This is a genomic window from Bacillus sp. FSL R5-0416 (genome assembly GCF_037975425.1).
Taxonomy (GTDB): domain Bacteria; phylum Bacillota; class Bacilli; order Bacillales; family Bacillaceae; genus Bacillus; species Bacillus subtilis.
Map to the genome: position 1 here is coordinate 2,911,948 of NZ_CP150252.1, position 24,900 is coordinate 2,936,847.

Below are 24,900 nucleotides of genomic sequence, written 5' to 3' on the forward strand. Positions count from 1 at the left end.
TCCCTTTTATTTTAGTTCAACAACCGTAACGCCTGATCCTCCCTCACCTGCTTCACCGAAACGGGAACTTTTGACGCTGCGGTGGTTTTTCAGAAGATCCTGTACGCCTTTTCTTAAAGCGCCGGTTCCTTTTCCGTGGATGATTGACACTCTTGGATATCCGGCTAACACCGCATCATCCAAGTATTTTTCAACCCGGCTGAGGGCATTTTCATAGCGTTCGCCGCGGAGATCAAGTTCAAGAGATACGTGATAGTCCTTTCCCTTGACCGCTGTAATGATTTTTTCTTTTTTTGGCTCCGGAGCTGATTTGATAAACTCCAGATCTTTTTCTTTTACTTTCATCTTTAAAATACCGATTTGAACATTCCATTCATTGCCGCCTGTTTTTTCGAGCAATGTTCCTTTTTGCCCGAAAGTGAGGACTTTCACCTCGTCGCCAGGCTTAAAGTCGCGTTTTTGCGCTTTCGGCTTTTCCGGTTTCTTGGACTTTTCAAAAGCCGGCATAGCGCCTTCTAACCGTTTCTTCGCGTTAATCAGCTCGTGATCCTTGAAGGATTTGTGTTCTTCTTTTATGGAGCGCAATTCATGAATAATGTCCTCGGCTTCTTTCATTGCCGCTTTTACTTTTTCAGCAGCCTGCTGTTCTGCCTCTTCAAGCATTTTGTCTTTTTTGCTGTTAAGCTCGATGATTTGCTGCTGCAGCTCTTTATGCAGTTTTTCCGCTTCTTTTCTGATTGATTCTGTCTCAGAAAGCTCTTCTTCCGCACGTTTTTTGCTTTGTTCCAGCGACGCAATCATCGTATCGACTTCGTTATGCTCGGCCGTCATTTCTGACTTCGCCTGCCCGATGATATGGTCCGGGAGCCCGAGGCGTTTTGAAATTTCGAAAGCATTGCTTCGACCCGGCACACCAATTAAAAGTTTATAGGTCGGTGACAGCGTTTCGATGTCAAATTCAACGCTGGCATTCATGACGCCTTCTCTGTTATAGCCGTACGCCTTCAATTCCGGATAATGCGTCGTAGCTAACACTCGTGCATTGGTGCGATGCACGTCATCCAAGATGCTCATGGCGAGGGCCGCCCCCTCCTGCGGGTCTGTCCCTGCACCAAGTTCATCGAAAAGCACAAGGCTGTTTTCATTGACCTGTTCTAAAATGCCGACAATGTTCACCATATGGGATGAGAACGTACTTAAACTTTGCTCAATCGACTGTTCATCACCGATATCAGCGAATACGTGCTCAAATACTGCCGCTTCTGACCCTTCATCTGCCGGGATATGAAGACCTGATTGCGCCATTAAGGTTAGCAGGCCTAACGTTTTAAGGGTGACTGTTTTCCCCCCGGTGTTTGGCCCTGTGATGACAATGGTTGAAAAATCGCGGCCAAGCTCGATGTCATTGGCAACAACCTGGTCAGGCGGAAGCAATGGATGGCGGGCTTTTTTCAAACGGATAAAGCCGGTGTCGTTCATAATCGGTTTTGTCGCTTTAACCGCTTTTGCATATCTAGCTTTTGCAAAAATAAAGTCAAGCGTCTGCAGCACTTGCAAATCTAGAAATAGCTCCTCTGTATGCTCTGCCGTTTTCTCTGTCAGCACACGCAAAATCCGTTCAATTTCTTGCTTTTCTTTCACTTTCGCCTGCTGAAGGGAATTGTTCATATCTACAATCGCCTGCGGTTCAATGAATAGTGTCGCACCAGAGGATGAGGTGTCGTGCACAATTCCTCCATAGCTGGATCTGTACTCCTGTTTGACCGGGATCACAAAGCGGTCATTCCGAATCGTAACAATCGTATCAGACAGCATTTTCGATGCGGAAGAGGAACGCAGCATCGACTCTAACCGGTCTCTGACTCTTGATTCGAGTGTTCTGAGCTGTGTGCGGATTCCTCTTAAAGTTTCCGATGCATGATCAAGCACTTCTCCGTGATCATCAATGCAGGAATTAATGTCCCGCTCTAAATCGGACAGCGTGATAAGCTGTTCAGCATGCTGATGGATCAGCGGAATGTCGACACCGTCTTCAGCCATTTGGGTGATAAAATGTTTCATTTGTTTAACTGCATAAAGCAGGCCTGAGATTTCAGTGAATTCAGAAGGACTGAGAACGCTGCCGATTTCCGCCCGTCTTAACGCTCCTCTGATATCTACAAGGCCGCCAAATGGCGCTTGGCCTCTCAGCCGGATAATGTCAGAAGCTTCGTCTACTTCATCCAGCTGTTTTTTGATTTCGTCTATAGAAGCAGAAGGCTTAAGCTCGAGAAGCATTTCTTTTCCGAGCGATGAAGCGGCATGCCCAATAACCTGTTCTTTCACTTTATGAAATTCAAGAGCTGATAATACTTTTTGCTGCACGATTGTGTGAGCCTCCTTACTTAATCGTTGCGCTTCAGAAATGCCTCTACGTCTTTAAGCGACCGGGCATTCAGAACGTTTTTCGTTTCCGTCCATCCTTTGCGCGCGGCAGTAACGCCAGTTTTCATATCGTCTAACATCTCAATATTATGGGCATCAGTATTAATCACCAATGTAACCCCTTGTTCGTTTGCTTTCATTAAATGCTCTGTGCGCAGATCAAGGCGCGCAGGGTTGGCGTTGAGTTCAAGCGCCGTATTTGTTTTCCTCGCAAGCTCAATCAGCTGATCAATATCGATTTCGTAACCGGCCCGTCTGCCGATAAGGCGCCCGGTCGGGTGTGCGATAATGTCAACATGCTTGTTTGTCAGTGCCGTCTCAAGCCGTTTCATAATCACGTGTTCCGGCTGATTAAAACTGGAATGAATCGATGCAATAACGATATCCATTTCCGCAAGCACATCGTCATCATAATCGAGCGTACCGTCAGGCAGGATATCCATCTCAACGCCTTTCAAAATACGGAAGTTTTCAAACTCTGCATTCAGCGCATCAATTTCTTTTGCCTGCTGCTTAAGTCTTTCTGCAGTAAGGCCGTTGGCGACCTTTAAATATTGTGAGTGATCGGTGATCGCCATGTATTGATAGCCTTTTTTGATGCAGGCTTCAGCCATCTCTCTGATCGAAAATGCACCATCGCTCCACGTTGAGTGCATGTGGAGATCACCTTTGATTTGCCCGAGCTCTATCAGTTCAATGCTGTCGCTGTAAGTTTCCACTTCCTGTCCGCTTTCACGAATTTCCGGCGGAATCAGCGGCAGGCCGAAGTGCGCATAAAATTCACGTTCACTCGGAAATGTTTTGATCTCTCCGGTTTCAACTGTCTCAACGCCGTATTCACTGATCCGCTCGCCGCGTTCTTTGGCGATTTGGCGCATCTTAATATTGTGATCCTTTGATCCCGTAAAATGATGGAGTGTTGTCGGAAACTGCTCTTCCGTCACAAGACGGAAATCGACGCTTGTTTCATATTCAAAGGAAAGGATGACGGACACCTTCGTATCTCCGCTTGCGATCACGCTTTTGATGTTTGGCAGCTCAAGAAGCTGCTCTCTTACTTCAGCCGGATGATCTGTAGCAATGATATAATCCAGATCCTTCACCGTTTCCCGCGCTCTGCGGAGACTTCCGGCACGAGAAAATTTGATGATATGCGTAAATTGAGAAAGATGCTCCTCAATTTCCCGCGCGATCCGGAGGGCGTAGCCGATCGGGAACCGTTCAGGCTGTTTTCCGGCTTCCCCGAGCGCCTGTAATATTTTTTCTTCCGATTTTTTGCCGAAGCCCGCAAGACCTTGTACCTTTTGCTGTTCACAGGCTTCCTTCAGAGATTCTGCATCATGTACGCCGAGCTCTTTATATAGCTTTGCGATTTTTTTGCCGCCGAGCCCCGGCAGCTTCAATAAAGGCACGAGTCCTTCCGGCACTTCTTTCTGAAGCGATTCGAGCGTGCTTGACTTTCCTTCATCTATATACTCTTTAATGACGCTGTACGTTCCTTTTCCAATGCCGGACAGCGACATCATATCGTCCATTTCTGATAAGCTTCGGTCGTCCTGTTCCAGGGCTGCCGCCGCTTTTCGGAAGGCGGATACTTTAAACGGGTTGTCCCCTTTTAGTTCCATATAGACTGCAATGGTTTCAAGCAGCCGGATAATATCTTTTTTATGCATATCATAACCCCCAGACGTTCACATATGTTTCCATCATACTTGAAAAAAACTTCTCCGGACAAGAGAAGTTTTTTTATGCCCCGTACTGTGTCCACAGCTCTTGTAGGAGCCCTGACAAGTATGGTGTATGGTTAATGATCACATTTGCGAGGGACGATTGCCCCATCATTTGCTGCAGTGCATCTACCGGCAGAACGGATGCGACATACAGCAGCACAAATGTAAATAAATAGACTTCTAGAAAACCGAGAACGGCGCCCAGCAATTGGTTGATTTGTTTGATCACCGGAATGCCGGCGACAATACTCAAGAACGAGCCGATGATTCTCAGTAAGATTTTAGCAATGATAAATAAAACGATAAACGCAATCGCATTATAGTACGCTGCTTCCAAATTCCCCGTAAAAAAAGAAAGAGCCGGCTGTCCCGCTGAAAAATCGGGTGCGGGAATCCAATGTAAATGCGGTGCCACGTTTTTATAGAATAAAGCCGCAAAGGCAATTGATAAAATAAAGCTCGTCAAGCGGATAAACTGCAGGATAAAACCGCGTTTTAACCCCAGTAAAGTCCCCATCAGGAGCAAGATTAAGATGATGATATCTAGCATAGTTGTTCAATCCTTTTCTTTAAGCTGACGCTCCAGTTTTTCACATTTCTCTTGTAATTTGACATAATCGTGCACCACATTTACCGCTGTCAGCACTGCAAGTTTATTTATATCAAGGTATGGATTTTTTTCATTGATTTCTCTCATTTTATCATCAACAATTCCGGCGACATACCTCATATGGGCTCTGCTTTCTTCACCGACAATCGTGAAGTGCTGGCCGTAAATGTCAACGGTTGTTTTTGTTTTTTTGCCGTCAGACAACGTTTCTCCTCCATTCCGCGAGAATCCTAGTTCTTATCATAACACGTTTATTAAATGAATGGAAAGACGAGCCTCCCGCTGTTATGATACACTGGTATATACAGCGAAAAGTGTAAAAAAAGGAGATTATTACGTGTCCCATTCAGTGATAAAAGTATCGTTGTCTGCTATTGACCAAATGAAAATGACATACAGCGGTTCGCTTACAGCCTCTGTTCCGCAGGGAGCCGTTTTTCAGGCGAAACCGCCCGGCTGTACCATTACAGCATATAAATCAGGCAAGGTCTTGTTTCAAGGCAAAAACGCAGCGGCAGAATCCGCGCGCTGGGGAACAGCAGAGCCGGAAAAGAAGAAAATGGCCAAAAAGCCGGCTGATCCCCGCTATGCCCCTCCGGCAGATATCGCCGGAATGTCTGTTATCGGTTCTGACGAAGTCGGAACCGGAGATTACTTTGGCCCAATGACGGTTGTATGCGCGTACGTCGACAAAACCATGCTTCCTTTAATGAAGGAACTCGGTGTTAAGGATTCTAAAGATTTAAAAGATCCGCAAATCATCGAGATTGCCCGAAACCTGATCAAAACTATTCCATATAGCCTGCTGGTTTTAAAAAATGAAAAGTATAACAGCATGCAGGAAAAAGGCATGAGCCAAGGGAAAATGAAAGCTTTGCTGCACAATCAGGCGATCACACATTTATTAAGAAAATTGGATGGAGTAAAGCCTGAAGCTATTTTGATTGACCAATTCGCTGAGCCAGGCGTCTACTTCAATCATTTAAAGGGCAGAGACATTGTGAAGGAGCGGACCTATTTTAGCACAAAAGCTGAAGGTATTCACCTGGCTGTCGCCGCTGCTTCAATCATTGCAAGATATTCGTTTTTAATGGAAATGGATAAACTATCACGCGAGGCAGGAATGACGCTTCCAAAAGGGGCCGGTCCTCACGTCGATGAAGCGGCCGCCAAGCTGATCCTCAAAAAAGGGGCATCTGCACTCAGAACCTTTACAAAACTCCATTTCGCCAATACGCAAAAAGCGCAGCGCCTTGCTGATAAAAAACGTTCATAGAAAAAAGCTTGCAGATTTCTCTGCAAGCTTTTTTCATCTTTTCAGCGTGATTGAAAACCCTTGAAGTCTAGGAAAGGCGAGCATTGGAGCACAGCGAATGTTCTAATGCGTGAGCACCAACGCGCAGACCTGACAACGAATGCGGGGGTTTGCCGACACGCTGAGCCTGCATTTCTCTGCAAGCTTTTTTATCAGCCTCTTAAAACAGCTTGATATGTGTCTTCCAACGCTTTCAGCACTTTGCTGTGCGCCTTTGTCACTTCTTCTTCAGTCAGTGTTTGTTCAGGATTGACATACTGGAGTGAGAAAGCGACTGACTTCTTGCCTTCCTCCATATGTTCGCCTTCGTATACGTCAAAGACGGTTACCTCTTTCAGAAGCTTGCCGCCAGCCTCTTTGATGACGCTCTCGAGCTGGCCGCTCGTGACGGTTTTATCTGTTACAAGAGCGATATCACGTGTCACAGACGGATATTTTGGAATCGCCGTGTAAACAAGCGGTGCTGTTTCTGCTGCGAGCAACGCATGAAGATCGAGCTCAAATACGTATGTTTCCTTTATATCCAGTTCTTTTTCCAATGAAGGGTGGACTTGGCCGATGAAGCCGATCAGAGAACCATTCAATAAAATGTTCGCTGTTCTGCCCGGATGCAGCTGTTTGCGTTCAGACTGTACAAATTCAATGCTGTCTAGGACGTTGAGTTTGTCTAACAGCCCTTCCACAATTCCTTTGACAACAAAGAAATCAACTGGTTTCTTTTCACCCTGCCATAGCTGCTTGCGCCATAATCCGGTAACAGCTCCTGCTACGCGTTCTGTTTCAACAGGTTTTGTGTCCTCTTCCTTCGTTAGGAAAACGGAGCCGACTTCGTACAGTGCAACTGAGTCAGTCTGCCTCGCAAGGTTGTAAGAAACAGAATCAAGCAGATTCGGAACAAGACTGTGTCTGAGAATGCTTCTTTCTTCACTCATTGGAAGCGCAAGCACAGTATTCAGTGATTTTTCAATCGCAAACGCTGCCGCTTTCTTCTCGTTTGTCAGTGAGTAAGTGATGGCCTGTGATAAGCCTGCGCCTTCAAGGAAGCGTCTGACTTTACGGCGTTTTGCCTGATATGGCGTTAATCCGCCTGTAGTTCCCGCTGTCTCAGGAAGCGTAGACGGAATGTTATCGTAGCCGTACAGTCTTGCCGCTTCTTCAATTAAATCCTCTTCTATTGTAATGTCGCCGCGGCGTGATGGGACAGTCACAACGAGAAGTTCATCCGCTTCACCGACCGTAAAACCGAGACGTTTATAAATGCTGATCAGTTCTTCTTTACTGATCGTCAGGCCTAGAACGCTGCTCACTTTGTTAGCAGATACGTGAATGTTATTTGCTTCGATTGTCAGGTGATCTTCCTCAACTGTTCCAGCAAGCACCTCACCGCCGGCATACAGATGGATCAGCTGCGCAGCCCGTTCTGCTGCAAGACGTACGCGCGCCGGATCAATTCCTTTTTCAAATCTTACGCTTGATTCACTTCTCAAACCAAGGTCTTTGGAAGCCTTGCGAACCGTCTGCCCGTTGAAATACGCAGCCTCAAGCAAAATCGTTTTCGTATCTTCCTGAACCTCTGACTCTGCTCCTCCCATGACACCCGCAACGGCCTGCGCTTTCATTCCGTTTGTAATGACAAGGTGATCGGCGGACAGCTTACGTTCTTGATCATCAAGAGTGACGATCATTTCATTCTCAGCTGCTTTTCTTACTACGACTTCCTTAGAGCCAAATCTGTCATAATCAAACGCATGAAGCGGCTGTCCGTATTCCAACAGGACAAAATTTGTGATGTCAACGACGTTGTTGTGCGGACGAATGCCTGCATTCATCAGCTTTGTCTGCATCCAAAGCGGTGACGGAGCAATCGTGACATTTTTAATGATTTTTGCAGTGTACAGCGGGTTCGCTTCTTGATCTTCAATTTTGACTGAAATGTAATCAGACGCTTGTTCTGAAGCAGCCGGGTAATCCGTTTGCGGAAGCTTTACCTCAGTGTCTAAAATTGCGGCAACCTCGTAAGCAACACCAAGCATGTTCATGGCATCCGCGCGGTTTGGCGTTAAACCCAGCTCAAGAATCGCATCGTCAAGCTGTAAAGCCGCTAAGGCATCGCTTCCTGTTTCAGCGTCATTAGGGAATACGAAAATGCCTTCTGCATACTCCTTCGCCACAAGTTTGCTTTCGATACCAAGCTCCTGTAAGGAACAGATCATGCCATTTGATTCTTCACCGCGAAGCTTGGCTTTTTTGATTTTGAAATTGCCCGGCAGCACCGCTCCGACTGTTGCAACTGCGACTTTTTGTCCCTTATCCACATTCGGCGCGCCGCAAATGATTTGTACAGGGGCTTCAGCTCCGATATCCACAAGGCACTTATTCAGCTTATCAGCATTCGGGTGCTGCTCGCGCTCCAGCACATGGCCGATGACAATGCCTTTGATGCCTTCTCCTTTGTATTCAATTCCTTCAACCTCAATACCGGCTCTTGTAATTTTTTCAGCAAGAACAGCCGGGTCCATGCCTTTTAAATCAACATAATCCTCTAACCATTTATAAGAAACAAACATCCTTGCATCCTCCTCTTACGCCTGTTTAAACTGCGAAATAAATCTGACATCGTTTGTATAGAAGTGGCGGATATCATCAATGCCGTATTTCAGCATCGCGATGCGCTCAACACCCATTCCGAATGCGAAGCCCTGATATTCCTTCGGATCAAAGCCAGCCATTTTAAGCACGTTCGGGTGAACCATTCCGGCGCCGAGGATTTCAATCCAGCCTGTTCCTTTACATACTGAGCAGCCGTTCCCACCGCATTTAAAGCATGTCACATCCACTTCTACTGAAGGCTCAGTAAACGGGAAGAAGCTTGGGCGGAGTCTGATTTCACGGTCTTGCCCGAACATTTTTTTCGCAACAAGTTCAAGCGTTCCTTTTAAATCACTCATGCTGATGTTTTTGTCAACGACAAGCCCTTCAATTTGCATAAATTGGTGAGAGTGCGTCGCATCATCGTTATCACGGCGATATACTTTACCCGGGCAAATGATTTTAACGGGACCTTTGCCTTCATGCTTTTCCATCGTCCGTGTTTGGACAGGGGAAGTTTGCGTTCTCATCAAAGTCTCCTCTGTGATGTAAAAGCTGTCCTGCATATCGCGCGCAGGGTGTTCTTTCGGAAGATTGAGCGATTCGAAGTTGTAGTAATCCGTTTCAACCTCTGGCCCTTCCTCGACTGTGTAGCCCATACCGATAAATAAATCTTCAATTTCTTCAATGACAACAGTGAGCGGATGGCGGCCGCCGACTGCAACAGGGTTCCCCGGCAGCGTGACGTCAATTGTCTGTCCTGCAAGCTTCTGTTTCATTTCCTCTTCTTCAAGCTTCTCGTTTTTGTCAGCAATCGCATTGGCAATACGCTCCCTTACTTCGTTCGCGAGCGCCCCCATTTTTGGACGTTCCTCAGCAGAAAGCTTGCCCATTCCGCGCAGCACTTCTGTAATCGGCCCTTTTTTTCCGAGATATTGCACCCGAATATCATTGACAACCTTCAATGAGCTTGCCGCTTCTACTTGTTCTAAAGCTTCTTGTTCCAGCTGTTTTAGCTTTTCTTCCATTTTGCATCCTCCTTTTATGTAAACAAACCGTCATATGTCTTTGGAAAATAAAAAAAACCCGTCCCTTGTACAAGGGACGAGTTGTGGCCGCGGTACCACCCTTATTTCAGACAGACTGATGCTGTCGTCAGCTTCATTGACATAACGGAATCAGATTCCGGTTCACCTTTACGCGCAGTGTACGCGGTCCCGGCGACAACTCAAGAGGTGAAGCCAATTTCCGGCTGCGTTAAAAATGCTCTCAGTCAGCGGCATTTTCTCCCTGGAAAGCAGTTGATCAGAAATTGAGGTCCTCTGTCACGGTTTTTGAAATATTATGTTCTATTATAGAGAAATCCAACGCTTGGCGCAACACTATCCTCGCAAGTGATACACGAGGATGGCAGCCGCAACCGCAACGTTTAGTGATTCAGCCTGTCCGTAAAGCGGCACGTACAGGTTCAAATCCGTTTTTTCCAGCAATGAAGCATCCACCCCTGCACCTTCATTTCCTACAATGAGCGCAAAGGATTCAGACTGAGGGATCTCCTGGTAAGGCGCTCCGTTTTGCAGCGCCGTGCCGTATACTTTTACGCCCTCTGCCTTCAATTCGTCCACATATGAAGGCAGGTTTCTTCTCACAACAGGAATATGGAAGTGAGATCCTTGAGCAGATCGCAGTGTTTTTCCGTTAAAGGCGTCCGCCGTGCCGTCACCGAGTACAACCGCATCCAAACCGGCCGCATCAGCCGTTCGAATCATTGTGCCAAGGTTTCCCGGATCTTGAACAGCGTCAATCAGCAGCACCTTGCGTGCCGTTGCCAGCTTTTCTTCAGGCATATGGCACACAGCGGCAATCTGCTGCGGCGTTTCGGTTTCAGTCACAGCTGAAAACGCATCTTCACTCAGCATATAGCACTGGATACCAGTCTCAAGATCTGAAGGAATCTTCGTTTCATCCTTTACAAGGATTTCTTTCACAATGCCCGGGCTTTTCAACGCCTCTTCAACGAGGTGTTCTCCCTCTATCAGAAATGTATTTGTTTTTGTTCGTTCTTTTTTTGTGTGAAGCTTTTTCCAATCCTTCACTTTTTGGTTTTTTGCCGATTCTATTTGTTTCACTGTCTATGTGGCGCTCCTTTTTTTAACATGATGTTATTATATCGCAAGAACAGCACATAATAAACCAGGTGCAGGGTTAGAATATACGTATTACATTTTAGAAAAAGGAGCGTTTTACATGGATCTTAATTTACGTCATGCCGTCATCTCCAATGTCACCGGTAATAATCAGGAGCAGCTTGAGCATACAATCGTAGATGCGATTCAAAGCGGTGAAGAAAAAATGCTTCCAGGGCTCGGCGTTTTATTCGAAGTCATTTGGCAGCACGCATCCGAAAGTGAGAAAAACGAAATGCTGAAAACGCTTGAAGGCGGATTAAAACCCGCCGAATAAGACATGAAACCGGGTGACAGCGCCCGGTTTTTTTCTTATATAATAAAAACATGATGAGGGGGAACGCCATGTTTTTACAGCCGTTATTAGCGAAAAAAATTATTGCTGAAGTTAAAAAAATGTACGAACGTGAAGTCATTATTGTAAACACGGACGGTCTTATTATGGCAGGCACAAACGATGAGCGTGTCGGACAATTTCATGAGGGAGCGCTTATCTGTGCAAAAGAAAGACGCAGCGTGATTATTACAAAAGAAGATGAAACAAGGTTAAAAGGAGTGAAAGCAGGCATAAACCTCCCTGTATTTTTTGACCATGATGTGATTGCCGTCTTCGGGCTGACAGGTGAGCCTGCAGAGATTCAGCCATTCGGAGAACTGCTTCGAAAAATGACAGAGCTGTTCATTAAGGAATCGCGGCACTTAGAGCAATCCCAGTGGCGTGAGAGAATGCTGGAGTCCTTTATGATCGATTGGCTGCAACTAAAGGAGTGGTCTCCCAGTTTTCTTGAGAAAGCTCAACTTCTTGGTGTTGACCTTTCCTCCCGGCGCCAAATGATTCTTATTCAGGGGTATGAGTGGTCACGTCATGATATTGAAAAAATGGCACGCATCTGGAAATCATCGTACCCTGCGGATTTGTTCATCAGGTGGGGAAATGAACGGATTTTGATTAATCATGAAGTGCCGCAGCATGAACAAAGGGATCGGCTTTTACGGAAAATCCTTCACATTTGTTCGTTTGCCAATACCGCAAGCAGCCAATATACAGCAGCTGGCGCCGGAAGGGCTGTCGCAAGCTCCAGCCTGACAGAGTCATACGAGCAAGCGGAAAAAGCGCTGGCTGTCAGCCTCAAGCGAAAAACGCCCATATTTGAAGAGGATCTGAAGCTTGATATGTGTCTGACGGAGATCAGCCCGGGAACCCGAAACGAATTTCCGCAAAGAGTATTAGGAGAGGCGCTAGAGCATCAGGAACTTATGAATACGATACGGACTTTCTTTCATCACGATTTGTCTTTGAAACAAACCGCTGAAGACATGCATATACACATCAATACATTGCGTTATCGTCTGTCTAAGGCTGAACAGCTGACGGGTTTACGTTTTGACCGTACCGAGGACGTCGTCACGATGTACGTCGCACTCTATTTTTTAGATCAAGATACAAAATAGAGAGAGTTTCAGTTTCATTTTTTGTATGTTTCTCCATGGAAGGCTTTGCTTTTTTTCTTTTACAATAGATTGAAAGCGTTTTTTGACAGGGGGATGGGTGAAATGATCACCAAGGATGTAAAGGAACAGCTGATTCGGGTCTCCGGACCAGAAAACTTTGATGACTCGAATGCCGGCCGTCTCGTCTATTCATATGATGCGACGCCTCAGTATCAGTCTATGCCTGATGCCGTGATTGCTCCGAGGAATACTGATGAAGTATCACGCATTTTAACAATTTGCAGCGAACATCGAGTGCCGATCGTTCCAAGAGGATCAGGGACAAACCTGTGCGGCGGCACGTGCCCGACTGAAGGCGGACTTGTGCTTCTCTTTAAGCACATGAACCGGATTCTTGAAATTGATGAAGAAAATTTAACTGCCACAGTTCAGCCGGGCGTTATTACGCTGGATATGATCAAGGCAGTTGAAAGCAAAGGTTTGTTTTATCCGCCCGATCCGAGTTCTATGAAAATATCAACTATCGGCGGCAACATCAATGAAAATTCCGGCGGGCTCCGCGGATTAAAATACGGCGTCACCCGCGACTATGTTATTGGACTGGAGGTTGTGCTCGCAAATGGTGACATCATCCGCACCGGCGGAAAACTCGCAAAGGATGTGGCCGGATACGATCTCACACGTCTTTTTGTCGGCTCAGAAGGAACACTCGGCATTGTGACAGAGGCAATCGTCAAGCTCGTTCCAAAGCCTGAAACAAAAAAGACGCTGCTTGCCCTATATGAAAATATCGATGCCGCTGCTCAAACGGTATCAGACATCATTGCCGCAAAAATCATACCCGCCACGCTTGAATTTCTCGACCAGCCTACACTTTTGGTGATTGAGGATTATGCCAAAATCGGACTTCCGACAAGCGCAAAAGCAGTTTTGTTAATTGAACAAGACGGGCCATTTGAAACTGTTGAACGGGATATGGAAAAGATTGAGGCGATCTGCAAAAAAGGCGACGCCGTTTCCGTTCAGACCGCACAAACAGAGGAGGAGGCATTCGCCCTGACTGAAGCACGGCGCTCTGCACTTTCTGCCCTAGCCCGCCTCAAGCCGACGACGATTTTAGAGGATGCGACCGTTCCTCGCTCAGAAATCGCCAATATGGTTAAAGCGATTAATGATATTGCTGCTAAATATGATATTTCCATCTGCACCTTTGGCCATGCGGGAGACGGGAACCTTCACCCGACATGCACGACAGACATAAGAAATAAGGATGAAATGGAACGTGTCGAACAGGCTTTTGCCGAGATTTTTGAGAAAGCGATTGAACTTGGCGGGACGATAACCGGAGAGCACGGAGTCGGGGAAATGAAAGCGCCTTACTTGGAAATGAAGCTGAAAAAAGAAGGCATTGATGCGATGAAAGCGTTGAAAGCGGCATTTGACCCCCGGAACATATTAAATCCGGGCAAAGTGTTTGCGAAAGATGCCAGAAAACGTGTGGTGGCGGAAAGATGACAACAGAAAAAGAAATGAAACAGATCCAAAATGAATTTAAAGAGCGTATGGATGAAGGCGAGTTATTAAATTGTATGCGCTGCGGTTTCTGTCTTCCTTCCTGTCCGACCTATATCGAATCGGGATTTCAGGAAACACACTCTCCGCGCGGGCGCATCGCCTTAATGAAAGCCGTAGCCGACGGTATGATTGAACCGGATGAAGATGTCGAACGGTCGCTGTCACTTTGCCTCGGCTGCCGCGCCTGTGAGCCTGTATGCCCGTCTGGCGTGAAATACGGGCAGCTACTTGAGGAAGCCAGAGATATTATCCACCAAAATAAAAAACACTCGCTTGGTGAACGTGTCATGCGAAAGACGGCTTTTCACGAGCTGTTTCCGCATCAAAACCGCATGCGCTCAGCTGTAAGCCTTATCGGTTTGTATCAGCGTTCAGGACTGCAAACCGCTGTGCGAAAATCAGGCATGCTTCGGGTCCTGCCTGAGCATTTGCGGACGATGGAAGCTGTTCTTCCTGATGTTCCAAAAAGCAAAGACATGAAACATCGGCCGCGTTTCCTGCCGTCCATTGGCCCCATGAAAAAACGGGTCGCCTTTTTTTCGGGCTGCTTAATGGATACAATGTTTTTACCGACCAACAACGCCACATTGAAGCTTTTACAGCTGGCAGGCTGCGACATTGTCATTCCGCCTGAACAGGCTTGCTGCGGGGCGCTTCATGGACACAGCGGTGAAAAAAACACAGGGAAAGAGCTCGCGAAACAAAATATCGCTGCTTTTGAAGCGTTAGACGTGGATGCTGTCATTACAAACGCAGGAGGATGCGGAGCCTTTCTTACCGAATATGATCATTTGCTGAAGGATGACCCGGAATGGTCGGAGCGGGCCGTCGCTTTTGTTCAAAAGCTGAAGGATTTTTCTTCAGTTTTGGTTGAACTCGATTTCCATCAAATGGACTTAGCGCTCGAGACACCTCAGGTCGTTACCTACCAAGATTCATGCCACCTAAGAAATGTAATGCATACGTCGCTTGAGCCCCGCCAGCTTCTTAAAAGCATCAAAGGGGCGGAATTCAAAGAAATGGAGAAAGCAGACAGCTGTTGCGGGTCAGCGGGAATTTACAACATCGTCGAAGCTGAAATGTCTATGAAAATACTGGACAGCAAAATGGCTGCCGTCAAAGCAACCGAAGCGATCCTCATTGTAACAGCAAATCCCGGCTGCCTGCTGCAGATGAAGCTCGGGATTGAACGCGAAGGACTAAGCGGTAAAGTCAGAGCCGTTCACCTGGCTGATTTGCTATTGGAAGCAGCCGGGCACAAAACATCATGAGAAAGCCCAAAACAGACATTGTTTTGGGCTTTTGTGCGTTATTCCATCGGACTGCAAATTTCTATATAATGTCCATCCGGATCAGCGATATAGGCGACCGTCTGCCCCCATGGTTTCACTTTTGGCTCCCCGATAATCGATACGCCTTGTTCTCTCATCCTTTTGATGACCGCTTCTACATTTTCAGTAACAAACCCGATTTCAAATGTGTTTGAAGCAGATGTATCCGGAATGTCCAGCGCCGTGATGTCTCTGGCGCTTTCCCGCGTATTAAGCGCCAATATCGTAGACCCTGTATCAAATTCGATATACGTTCCGTGTTCAGCACGAATCGGCAGTCCTAAAATATCCCGGTAAAAATGAATAGCCCGCTTGCTGTCCGATACGTATAGAATAAGATATTTCATTGATAGATTCATTGAAAACCCCCTCAACATTTTCAATAGTCCTTCTAGCCCGGTATAGACGCTTCCATCCTTAAGCTCGGATCTTTCCACATCTGCGCCCATTTTTTCACAGCCGCCACGATAATAATGAAGCCTAACACCAGCATGATGATAGATAATACGCCATTCAATACACTATATCCTGCTGCTTCAGGATTGAGATACACATTGCGCACCATCCAATAGCCCGCATAATTGACAGTGACATATAAATAGGCAAGCGGGATAAGGCAAGTCAGAATGTATCGACGTTTATCAGCGATTTTCAGCACGATGGTCGCTCCGATAATCAGCCCCACTGAAGCCATCAGCTGATTAGAAACGCCGAACAGCGCCCAAATGGAACCGATATCTCCTGAATACAGCAAGTACCCCCACATCAAACAGGCAAGCGCGCTGGCAAATACAGAGCCCGGAATCCAGTCTGTTTTCTTCAGCGGCTTATACACCTCCCCGAAGAAGTCCTGGATCAAATAACGGGCGACGCGTGTGCCGGCGTCAATCGCTGTTAAAATAAAGACCGCTTCAAACATAATGACAAATTGGAAAAAGTATGAGGCCAAATGGCTGAAAAACGGCATTCCGGTAAAAATATAAGTCATTCCCACCGCAAGTGTGACGGCTCCCCCTGTTCTTCCTTCTAAGTCCAAACCGATTTCCCTGCTCAATTCAGGCAAATGTACGACATTCATGCCAAGCGTACGGAAAACCTCAGGCGTGCTGTTAATCGCAAAGTAATCAGCAGGCTGTAAAGCGGTCGCTGCAATCAGCGCCATGATGCCGACAAGACACTCAACAAGCATTGCGCCAAACGCAACCGGCTTCATGTCACTCCATTTATTCAGCATTTTCGGTGTCGTTCCTGAGCCGACAAAGGCATGGAACCCAGAGATCGCCCCGCAGGCGATGGTTATTGAGATAAACGGCCAGACAGGTCCTGCCAGCACCGGCCCGCCGCCTTTTACGAATTCTGTAAACGCAGGAAACGGAATGGACGGATTGACGACAAACACACCAACAATCAAAGCGATAAAAACACCGATTTTCATAAAGCTGCTTAAATAATCACGCGGAGCAAGAAGCAGCCAAACGGGAAGCGCCGCCGCAAAAAACGCATAAACAGGAAGCGCGATTGCAAGCGCTTTCGTATCTAGCGTTAAAAAGTCACCGAGCGCGGTAGTCTGTACCCATGGACCAATAAAGACTCCTGCCATTAAAAAGAGAAAGCCGACCGTTGAAGCGAGCTTTAAATTTCCCGTTTTCTTATAAAATAAGCCCACACCCATCGCAATCGGAATCGTAATCCCTACCGCAAATGTTCCCCATGGATTACGTTCAAGCGCATGCAAGACAACCATCGACAGGCCCGCCATTGTGATCGTGATGATAAACAGCATGGACAGTCCTGTACAAAATCCTGCAACAGGGCCAAGCTCATCCTTCGCCACTTCCGACAGCGATTTTCCGTTTTTGCGCATCGATGCAAACAACACCACAATATCATGGACGGCTCCCCCAATTACCGCCCCGATTAACAGCCACAATAATCCCGGCAAATAGCCAAACTGAGCCGCCAGAATTGGTCCAACCAGCGGCCCGGCCGCTGCGATTGCGGCAAAGTGGTGGCCGAACGAAACCCATTTATTTGTAGGCACATAGTCTTTCCCATCCTCAAGCGCATGAGCAGGTGTTGGCTTGTCATCATTCACTTTGAGAACCTTCACCATCATAAATGTTCCGTATAAACGATAGGCAATAGCCAAAATACACATTGATGCTATCACAATTGTAACCGCATTCATTTTCTCCCATCCCCTTTGCTGTTTTTCATAAATATATCATAATTTCATGGTGAAAAGCGGTCATTTTTTCCTATACAAAAAGCCGGCTTGAACGGGCCGGCTCGTGGCAGTTGAAAGACAAGCCGGAGAGAAATCTCCGGCTTAGCTTCTCTTATGACTGTTTTTTCAGGCGGATCACATTCCAGGAAAGCGGCGTGAAATGAGCAGTTAAGCCGTTTTCGCTGACAGACGATGTTCCGTTGGAATGCGGAACGACATTTTTTCTGTTATGCTGGTTTGTCGCTTTGATATCCTGATGCTCAAGTACGATGTGCTCTGCGATTTGGTAGGATTCAAAGCCTCTGAGCGAAATCTCCGTCTCCATCTGATCCTCAGCCTTGTTTACCGCAAAAATAGTGAGGCTTTCTTCCTCTTCAGAGTACACAACAGCAGCATCAACATATGGCACATCAGTGAAATCAGAACAGTCGTACTTCGGAGAAGAAATAAGCGGTTTCAGTGACTCGCCCCTTCCATAAACAGAAGCATGCATGTATGGATAGAAAATCGGCTGTCTCCATGCTTCTCCGCCTTTTTCCGTCATGATCGGCGCGATGACATTGACAAGCTGTGCAAGACACGCAATTTTCACACGGTCTGCGTGCTGCAGCATCGTAATGAGCAGAGAGCCGACTAATAAGGCATCTTCAAAATTGTAAATATCCTCTAAAATCGGACGCGCAGTGATCCACGGCTCGACTTTTTTATCAGCCTCATTTGAGTGGTACCAGACGTTCCATTCATCCAGAGAAAGATTGATTGTTTTCTTGCTGCGTGTTTTTGCTTTTACATAGTCACAGGTCGCAGCGACTGATTTGATAAAATGATCCAAATCCATAGAACGTGCCAAGTAGTTTGGCAGATTGTTATCCCGGTTTCCGTAGTAGGTGTGAAGAGAGATATAGTCGACATGCTCATACGTATGCTCCAGCACCTTCGCTTCCCAATCGATAAAGGTCGGCATGCCGCTGTTTGAGCTGCCGCAGGCAACGAGTTCAATTGATGGGTCAACCCACTTCATGACCTTTGCTGTCTCTGCAGCAAGCCGTCCGTATTCATCAGCTGTTTTGTGGCCGATCTGCCACGGTCCATCCATTTCGTTTCCTAAGCACCATGTTTTGATGCCATACGGCTGTTCATAGCCATGCGATCTTCTTAAATCACTCCAGTAAGAGCCTTTCGGATGGTTGCAATATTCAACGAGATTACGAGCGGCATCTATGCCCCTTGTGCCAAGGTTGACGGCCATATTGACCTCAGTGTTCACCTTTTTTGCCCAAGATAAAAATTCATTTGTTCCCACTTCATTGGTTTCTGTCGTTTGCCATGCCAAGTCAAGCCGTCTTGGGCGGTTTTCGACTGGTCCGACACCGTCCTCCCAGTTGTATCCGGATAAAAAGTTTCCGCCCGGATAGCGGATGATGGGAACCTGTAATTCTTTGATCAGCGACTGGACATCTTTTCTAAATCCATCTTCATCCGCTTCAGGGTGATCAGGCTCGTATATGCCTTCATATACCGCACGACCCATATGTTCGATAAACGAGCCATAAATCCGTTTATCTACTTCACCGATTTTATATTCTTTGTCTACAATCATTCGCGCTTTTTTCATCACACGTTTCCTCCTTCATTAACCTTTGACTCCCCCTACCGTCAGGCCGGAGATAAAGTACTTTTGGAAAAACAAGAAAATGATAATCACCGGCAAAATCGCAAATACTGAGCCGGATATAAGCATGTCGTAATTATTTCCATAAGGGCTCAGCAAGCTGGACAGCCCTATTGGAAGCGTAAACATTTCTTTCGACCGAAGCACAATCAGCGGCCATAAGAAGTTGTTCCAGCTGTTTAAGGACTGGAGGATAATCATCGCGCCGAAAGCCGGTTTCATCAGCGGTGCCATAATCCTGAAAAAGATGCCGAATTCCGTACAGCCGTCCATCCTTGCAGAGTCCAGCAGATCTCTTGGAAGGCCAAGGGCATATTGCCTGAAAAAGAAAACGGCAACAGGTGAAACGATAAACGGCAATATGACACCCGTATATGAATCGATCAAGTGCAGTCCGACGGTAAGCTTAAACAGAGGAAGCATCATCACTTCCAGCGGAACCATCATGATAATCAACACAAGAACAAAGATGATATTTCTGCCCTTAAAATCATAAACCGCAAGCCCGTACCCGATCATCGAAGAAAAAAACAGAGTGAGCACGGTCGTAAAAAGTCCGAGTACAAGACTGTTAAAAAACCATTTGAAATAAATGCTGCCGCCATTAAACAGAAATGTGTAGTTATCAAAACTCATCACTTTTGGATCAATATCAAGATTCAGCCCCACACGCAAAAGCTCAGATGACGGCTTTAATGATCCTAAAAGCAAACAGAAAATCGGAAAAAGATACAATAGGCTCAGCATCATAAAAAACAGGGTCAGCGCAATTCTGTAAACGCTAAACTGAGGACTGTGCCGCAACATTTATCCCTCCCCCTTAAACGAGCCTGACAGCTTTAATGAAATCAGGCTGACAACAAGGATCACAATCAAAAGCACAATGCCGATGGCCGCTCCGTATCCCATTTCATTGTAGGCAAGTCCCTGCTGATACAAATATCCGACAAGCGTCAGACCAATATTACCCGGGGAATTATTCTGCCAAAGGACGTAGCTTTCTTCAAACATCCTGAAGCCGCCGATGATGCTGATGGTCAGCACATATACGGTTACAGGCTTGAGAAACGGCAGCGTGATGTGCAGAAATTTTTTCATTGTATTCGCGCCGTCTATATCAGCGGCTTCGTACAGCTCTTTCGGCACATTTTGCAAACCGGCTAAAAAGTAAAGGATGTTGATTCCCATCCATCTCCATGAAGCAAGCAGCACCATCAAAAACATGCCGGTATGTTCATTGTTCATCCAGTTCTGAGGTGAAAAGCCGAGTTTAAGTAGGATGGAATTGGCCAGAGACGTTTCCATTTCTCCGAAGATCAGCCGAAAAATGATCCCCGCGACAATGGTTGAGGTCAATGCCGGGATAAATAATGCTGATTTAAATATATTTCTAAATTTGACCAGCTTTGAATTCAGGAATATGGCCAGAAGCAATGGAACAGGAATCAGCACGATCAGCGTCCAAAAGGTGTATTCCAGCGTATTCCAAAGGGCGGTATAGAACGTCGGGTTGTTTAGCGCTGTATAATTAGACAATCCGACAAAGGACACCTCTCCCGGCAATATTCTTTGAAAGCTCATGATGAAGACACTAATGATGGGGTATAGAAAAAATACGAGAAAGGATAAAACGAATGGCGCTGTAAACAGATAGGGCGCCGCTTTTTTCGAATAAAATACATCTCGCCAGCCTGATTGTTTCGCAGCTGAAGGAACGGGATGAACCGTTCCCGTTTTCACAGGTTTCATGAGAACCTCCCCGCTTTCACTTTTTGAATGGGATTCTATTTCTGTTTCAGTTCACCTGCCGCTCTGTCCAAGGCTTGTTTAGGCGTTTTTTGCTGAGATTTAAGCGCGTCGAACAATACGCTTCTGTTGACAAGGTCTGAAGCCTTGGCAAAATCCTCATGTAAATAAATTGGATTGATTTCATCCTTGATATCGAGCAGCACAGAAAAAATGCCTGTTCCGTTTTGGAAGTAATCCGTGTATTTGTTTTTCTCTTTCAATTCCTTGGAGCTCCAAACATCCCAGCGAAGCGGGTCAAAGCCGAGTACGCTCCAGAGTTTTTTATTTCCTTCTTCAGAGCCCTTCGCAAAGGCCAAAAACTCTTTTGCTAACTCAACATGCTTGGATTGCTTCGGTACAACAGTTGCCGTACCGCCCAAACCTGCCGAGCGGTCGCCCCCCTCTTTCCATGCCGGGAGCGGTCTGATGGCAATCTTCCCTTTCAGATCAGGCATATAATCGATAAATCTTCCCATATACCAAATCGGCATGAGGACTGAAGCAGCTCCTCCTTGGTTCATAAAGCCGTAGTATTCTTCACTGTGATGCCCGCCGCCCGGCGCAGGAATCATCGTTTTATCATTGATCATGTCTTTTAAATATTGAAGTGTTTTTACGTTGGTGTCATTATTGAGGATCAGCTTGCCGTTTTTATCAAAATAGCCTGAGTTTTGCTGTGAAATCATAGATAAGAACGTTGCGGAATCATTTGTTTCCACCGTTCCCATCGGCTTCCCGGTCACTTTGCGCACTTTCTGTCCGGCTTTATGGTAATCATCCCATGTTTTAATATCGTCAGGATTGACGCCGGCTTTTTTCATCACATCCATGTTATAAAACATGACCGTTGTCCCTACATGTGTATCGAGTCCGTAAAGCTTTCCGTTTTTGCTGTACAATGTCAGCCGCGCCTCAACGAATTTATCGCGATCCTTTTCAATCAGCGGAGTCAAGTCGGCAAGCGGTATGTCAGAGCCCTTCAAAAAGTTTGAAAAACGGGCCAATTCGACATCTGCAATATCAGGAACGCCTTCTCCCGCTATTAGGGAGATAGATAAGTTATCGTGCATTTGTCCATATGGATAAACGACCGTATTCAACTTAATTTTGCGGTCAGGATATTTTTTGTTCCATTCCTTCACCATTTCCACATAGAACTGCTCATGAAGCCCGTTAAATGTCCAAAAGGTCAGCTCGGTTTCACCCGACTTCCCGGATGATCTTTCTGCTGAACACCCAGCAATGACTAATGTCAGCAGCATCATGAGCACAAGAAAACAGACAGTCATTTTTTTCATCTGCGTTACCCCTTCCATTCGAGGTGCGGGCTATTCATATAGACCATGGTTGATCAGCGTTTTGTTTTCATTAATGATTCTTAATCCGGTGCAGCGGTCTCTTAAGGTGTGCGCATGTCTGAAGGCATTCTTGACGGAATCCTGCCCGACACCGATTTCGTCAAAATACGCAGGGCCTCCGGCTGATCTCAGCCAATCAGCCAGCACTTCTCCTTCCGGGAGAGTTTGATAAGCCGATTGGATGGCTTGCCGCCGGCTCGGTGAAAATTCGTTCAGCCCGTCATCCTGAGCGAGCTTTCTGTATGTGTCAGTTAATAAAACAGCTGCACAGCCCACCTTTGCCCCATGAAGAATCTGTGGCCGTTTTTTCTCCATTAATTCCATCTCAATCCAATGTGAAATATGATGCTCTCCGCCTGATGCCGGGCGGGAATGATCTAATGCCAGCATGACAAGCCCCGATACAAGTAAAGACTCCATCAAAACCCGTATGCCTGTTTCCGTTTTCATCGCAATGTCTTCTGTGTGTTCAATGCAGGCAGCAAGCGCCTCCTGAACGATCTTAGCTCCTGCAGGCGAATAAGGCTCACCGGCAAGATGCCGGGATATTTCCCAATCTGCTAAAGACGTGATTTTACCGAGCATGTCACCAAAGCCAGCCGCCACCATTGACTGCGGTGCCGCTTTTAATAGATCCAGATCAGCGAACAGCGCAGATGGGGCCTTCGTTTGAATGGTTGTTTTCGTGCCGTATAAAATAATCGGCGCACCGGCTGATGTAAAACCGTCTACAGATGGAGCAGTCGGATAAGAAATAAACGGCAAATCTCTTTGAAACGCCGCAAAGCGGACGATATCATGAATCGTGCCCGAACCGACTGCGATCATGACATCCGTTGGTTGTTTCGTATGGATCAGCACATGAATGAGCGATCGTTCATCAGCTGTCACATCTCCGGCTTCATTTTCTGGAACGATCAGGCACTCGGCCTGAAATCCTGCTTGATTCAGTCGGTTTTCTAAATCAATTCCTGCAATGCGGTGTGTATTCGTGTCGCAAACAAGGACAATATGTTTGTAGTTTTTTCGTTTTACATAATCCAAAAGCGAATCAGCTGCTTGTTTACCGAGAACTATTTCTTCAACTTTTATAGGCAACGTCTTTTCTCCGGCGTGTTCAAAAGCACGCTGAACGTCAGCTGCGATACGATTCATATCAGAATCCCCTCCTCAGCCAATTTGGTTACATCTTTAATAGAATCCAGCACATAATCCGGCGTGTACAAACGCTGTTCACCCTGTTTCGCAGAACCAGTTAGCACTAAGGCGCTTTTCATGCCATAAAGCTTACCCATCGCAATGTCAGATTCAATGCTGTCTCCTATAATCATGCATTCATGTGCGGACAGCCCCATTGCTGTACAGGCAGCCTCCGCCATCAGCCATGACGGTTTTCCGACAACAAGTTCAGTCTTCGCTTGTGCGGAAGCCTCTATCGCCCCAATCATTCCAGCCACATCAATGGCATTTCCGTCTTCGTTCGGAAAAGAGCGGTCTTTGTTTGTAGCAATGATACGAGCGCCGCTGGCAGCCGCTTGAAAGGCTTGATTTAAATCGTCGTACGTGAGCGTTTCATGAAGGGAGATCACGAGCCAATCCGCTTCCTTCGGTTCGCTCGCGTTCTGCACACCGGCCAGCCTCAGCTCGTCAACCAAGCCTTGCTCCCCAAGCACCCATACCTTTGAAAAACGATAATGTTTTTTCAGAAAAGCCGCTGTCACGCTTGATGACAGAACAATGTCGTTTACGTCCGTTTCAATCCCCGCGCCAAGAAGTTTTTTTCTGCACATGGCACGGGAGATATTCCCCCGGTTGCTTAAAAAGACGATTTTCTTTCCCATTCTCCTAAGCGTTTTGATCGCTTCTCTTGCTCCTTCGATCAACTCATTTCCTCTGAATACAGTACCGTCCAAGTCAATTAGAATGCCAGCCGGTGACACAGGCGTATCATGACTGGCCATAATACGCATTTGCTCCGTGTTTTCGATAAAAATGCTTTTCATGCAGGACTGTATTGATTGGGGTTACATCCTTGTTCAGCATAATGGAGTGATAGGCCATTTCGGCAACCGTTTCTAATACAACTGCGTTATGAATGGCATTTAAGGCGTCAGTGCCCCAGCAGAACGGTCCGTGATTATTCACGAGCACACCCGGCACCTGTTCGTAGTTATGATGCTGAAAGGTTTCCGCTATGACTTTTCCTGTATTCAGTTCGTAGTCATGAATGATTTCTTCATCGTACATTTCTCGAGTACATGGAATCGCACTGTCAAAATAATCAGCATGGGTCGTGCCTAACGGAGGGATGTCTCTGCCCGATTGCGCCCAGCTTGTCGCCCATTGAGAATGGGTATGGACAATTCCCCCGATATTCGGAAAGGCTTTATATAAATAAACATGGGTAGGTGTATCTGAAGAAGGCTTAAGCGAGCCTTCGACGACCTCTCCATCAAGGTTCAAAACAACCAAGTCATCGGCTGTCAGGTCGCTGTATTCGACTCCGCTAGGTTTGATGACAATTCTTTCTTTTTCACGGTCAATGCCGCTGACATTTCCCCACGTAAAGGTTACCAGCTGATGCTCTTGAAGCTTCAGGTTGGCAGCCAGCACTTCTTTTTTTAATGTTTCAAGCATGCTCCA

Annotated in this window: 22 protein-coding genes and 1 pseudogene; 6 read left to right on the forward strand and 17 right to left on the reverse strand. The window is 46.5% G+C overall.

Going from position 1 to position 24,900, the window contains the following annotated elements; all coding sequences use genetic code 11:
• Positions 1-6: 6 nt before the first annotated feature.
• From NYE20_RS15640 to zapA, 4 genes are all read right to left on the reverse strand, one after another.
• Positions 7-2,364 (reverse strand): endonuclease MutS2, encoded by a 2,358-nt coding sequence (locus tag NYE20_RS15640; RefSeq protein WP_103803813.1) that lies wholly within the window; start codon positions 2,362-2,364, stop codon positions 7-9.
• A gap of 20 nt (positions 2,365-2,384) precedes the next feature.
• The gene (gene polX / locus NYE20_RS15645; RefSeq protein WP_003229538.1) at positions 2,385-4,097 is read right to left on the reverse strand and encodes a DNA polymerase/3'-5' exonuclease PolX; all 1,713 of its coding nucleotides are present in this window, start codon (positions 4,095-4,097) and stop codon (positions 2,385-2,387) included.
• A 73-nt stretch (positions 4,098-4,170) separates the two neighbouring features.
• Positions 4,171-4,704 carry a CvpA family protein gene (locus NYE20_RS15650; protein ID WP_014480505.1) on the reverse strand — a complete coding sequence of 178 codons (534 nt, stop codon included), beginning with the start codon at positions 4,702-4,704 and terminating at the stop codon, positions 4,171-4,173.
• 6 nt (positions 4,705-4,710) lie between these two features.
• Positions 4,711-4,968: a cell division protein ZapA gene (zapA, locus tag NYE20_RS15655; RefSeq protein WP_003229534.1), complete on the reverse strand. Its 258-nt coding sequence runs from the start codon at positions 4,966-4,968 to the stop codon at positions 4,711-4,713.
• 133 nt (positions 4,969-5,101) lie between these two features.
• On the opposite strand from zapA, the gene rnhC reads away from it, so the two are divergent.
• The gene (gene rnhC, locus NYE20_RS15660) at positions 5,102-6,040 is read left to right on the forward strand and encodes a ribonuclease HIII (RefSeq protein ID WP_014480506.1); all 939 of its coding nucleotides are present in this window, start codon (positions 5,102-5,104) and stop codon (positions 6,038-6,040) included.
• A gap of 191 nt (positions 6,041-6,231) precedes the next feature.
• Here rnhC and pheT read toward each other — a convergent pair whose 3' ends face one another.
• Together pheT and pheS are read right to left on the reverse strand one after the other, a co-directional pair.
• Positions 6,232-8,646 carry a phenylalanine--tRNA ligase subunit beta gene (pheT, locus tag NYE20_RS15665; RefSeq protein WP_137200915.1) on the reverse strand — a complete coding sequence of 805 codons (2,415 nt, stop codon included), beginning with the start codon at positions 8,644-8,646 and terminating at the stop codon, positions 6,232-6,234.
• Positions 8,647-8,661: 15 nt separating this feature from the next.
• Complete coding sequence (gene pheS / locus NYE20_RS15670) at positions 8,662-9,696, reverse strand: phenylalanine--tRNA ligase subunit alpha (RefSeq protein ID WP_004398818.1); 1,035 nt, start codon at positions 9,694-9,696, stop codon at positions 8,662-8,664.
• A gap of 81 nt (positions 9,697-9,777) precedes the next feature.
• Between pheS and NYE20_RS15675 the strand changes: the two genes are divergently transcribed.
• Positions 9,778-9,984 (forward strand): hypothetical protein, encoded by a 207-nt coding sequence (locus NYE20_RS15675; RefSeq protein ID WP_004398812.1) that lies wholly within the window; start codon positions 9,778-9,780, stop codon positions 9,982-9,984.
• Positions 9,985-10,050: 66 nt separating this feature from the next.
• Here NYE20_RS15675 and NYE20_RS15680 read toward each other — a convergent pair whose 3' ends face one another.
• Entirely contained in the window at positions 10,051-10,797 is a 747-nt protein-coding gene (locus NYE20_RS15680; RefSeq protein ID WP_339183401.1) for an RNA methyltransferase, read from the reverse strand.
• 118 nt (positions 10,798-10,915) lie between these two features.
• Here NYE20_RS15680 and sspI point away from each other — a divergent pair, with 118 nt between their 5' ends.
• The 4 genes from sspI to NYE20_RS15700 all read left to right on the forward strand — a co-directional run bounded on the left by sspI (position 10,916) and on the right by NYE20_RS15700 (position 15,152).
• Positions 10,916-11,131: a small acid-soluble spore protein SspI gene (gene sspI, locus NYE20_RS15685; protein WP_021480275.1), complete on the forward strand. Its 216-nt coding sequence runs from the start codon at positions 10,916-10,918 to the stop codon at positions 11,129-11,131.
• Positions 11,132-11,199: 68 nt separating this feature from the next.
• Positions 11,200-12,306, forward strand: a complete 1,107-nt coding sequence (locus NYE20_RS15690) for a CdaR family transcriptional regulator (protein WP_072175575.1) — start codon at positions 11,200-11,202, stop codon at positions 12,304-12,306.
• Between the two features lie 102 nt (positions 12,307-12,408).
• On the forward strand, positions 12,409-13,821 hold the full coding sequence (glcD, locus tag NYE20_RS15695) for a glycolate oxidase subunit GlcD (protein ID WP_038828004.1): 1,413 nt from the start codon (positions 12,409-12,411) through the stop codon (positions 13,819-13,821).
• Positions 13,818-15,152, forward strand: a complete 1,335-nt coding sequence (locus tag NYE20_RS15700) for a (Fe-S)-binding protein (protein WP_064670925.1) — start codon at positions 13,818-13,820, stop codon at positions 15,150-15,152. Before glcD ends, NYE20_RS15700 begins: the two co-directional genes overlap by 4 nt.
• A 38-nt stretch (positions 15,153-15,190) precedes the next feature.
• On the opposite strand, the gene NYE20_RS15705 is transcribed toward NYE20_RS15700, so the two are convergent.
• From NYE20_RS15705 to araD, 10 genes and pseudogenes are all read right to left on the reverse strand, one after another.
• Positions 15,191-15,559, reverse strand: a complete 369-nt coding sequence (locus NYE20_RS15705) for a VOC family protein (protein WP_015384319.1) — start codon at positions 15,557-15,559, stop codon at positions 15,191-15,193.
• Positions 15,474-15,661, reverse strand: a pseudogene (locus tag NYE20_RS15710) (hypothetical protein). The gene NYE20_RS15705 and the pseudogene NYE20_RS15710 overlap by 86 nt, the downstream one beginning before the upstream one ends.
• Positions 15,604-17,400 carry a carbon starvation protein CstA gene (gene cstA, locus NYE20_RS15715; protein WP_032726361.1) on the reverse strand — a complete coding sequence of 599 codons (1,797 nt, stop codon included), beginning with the start codon at positions 17,398-17,400 and terminating at the stop codon, positions 15,604-15,606. Before cstA ends, NYE20_RS15710 begins: the two are co-directional and overlap by 58 nt.
• A 151-nt stretch (positions 17,401-17,551) precedes the next feature.
• The gene (gene abfA / locus NYE20_RS15720; RefSeq protein ID WP_032726362.1) at positions 17,552-19,054 is read right to left on the reverse strand and encodes an alpha-L-arabinofuranosidase AbfA; all 1,503 of its coding nucleotides are present in this window, start codon (positions 19,052-19,054) and stop codon (positions 17,552-17,554) included.
• 18 nt (positions 19,055-19,072) lie between these two features.
• On the reverse strand, positions 19,073-19,918 hold the full coding sequence (gene araQ, locus NYE20_RS15725; protein WP_003229508.1) for an arabinose ABC transporter permease AraQ: 846 nt from the start codon (positions 19,916-19,918) through the stop codon (positions 19,073-19,075).
• On the reverse strand, positions 19,919-20,860 hold the full coding sequence (locus NYE20_RS15730; RefSeq protein WP_014480514.1) for a sugar ABC transporter permease: 942 nt from the start codon (positions 20,858-20,860) through the stop codon (positions 19,919-19,921).
• Positions 20,861-20,895: 35 nt separating this feature from the next.
• Positions 20,896-22,197 carry an ABC transporter substrate-binding protein gene (locus NYE20_RS15735; RefSeq protein ID WP_015714490.1) on the reverse strand — a complete coding sequence of 434 codons (1,302 nt, stop codon included), beginning with the start codon at positions 22,195-22,197 and terminating at the stop codon, positions 20,896-20,898.
• A gap of 30 nt (positions 22,198-22,227) precedes the next feature.
• Positions 22,228-23,412 (reverse strand): sn-glycerol-1-phosphate dehydrogenase, encoded by a 1,185-nt coding sequence (gene egsA, locus NYE20_RS15740; protein ID WP_072175572.1) that lies wholly within the window; start codon positions 23,410-23,412, stop codon positions 22,228-22,230.
• Entirely contained in the window at positions 23,409-24,227 is an 819-nt protein-coding gene (gene araL, locus NYE20_RS15745) for a sugar-phosphatase AraL (protein WP_072175601.1), read from the reverse strand. Before araL ends, egsA begins: the two co-directional genes overlap by 4 nt.
• Positions 24,205-24,894 carry an L-ribulose-5-phosphate 4-epimerase gene (gene araD / locus NYE20_RS15750; RefSeq protein WP_003229501.1) on the reverse strand — a complete coding sequence of 230 codons (690 nt, stop codon included), beginning with the start codon at positions 24,892-24,894 and terminating at the stop codon, positions 24,205-24,207. Before araD ends, araL begins: the two co-directional genes overlap by 23 nt.
• Positions 24,895-24,900: the final 6 nt, after the last annotated feature.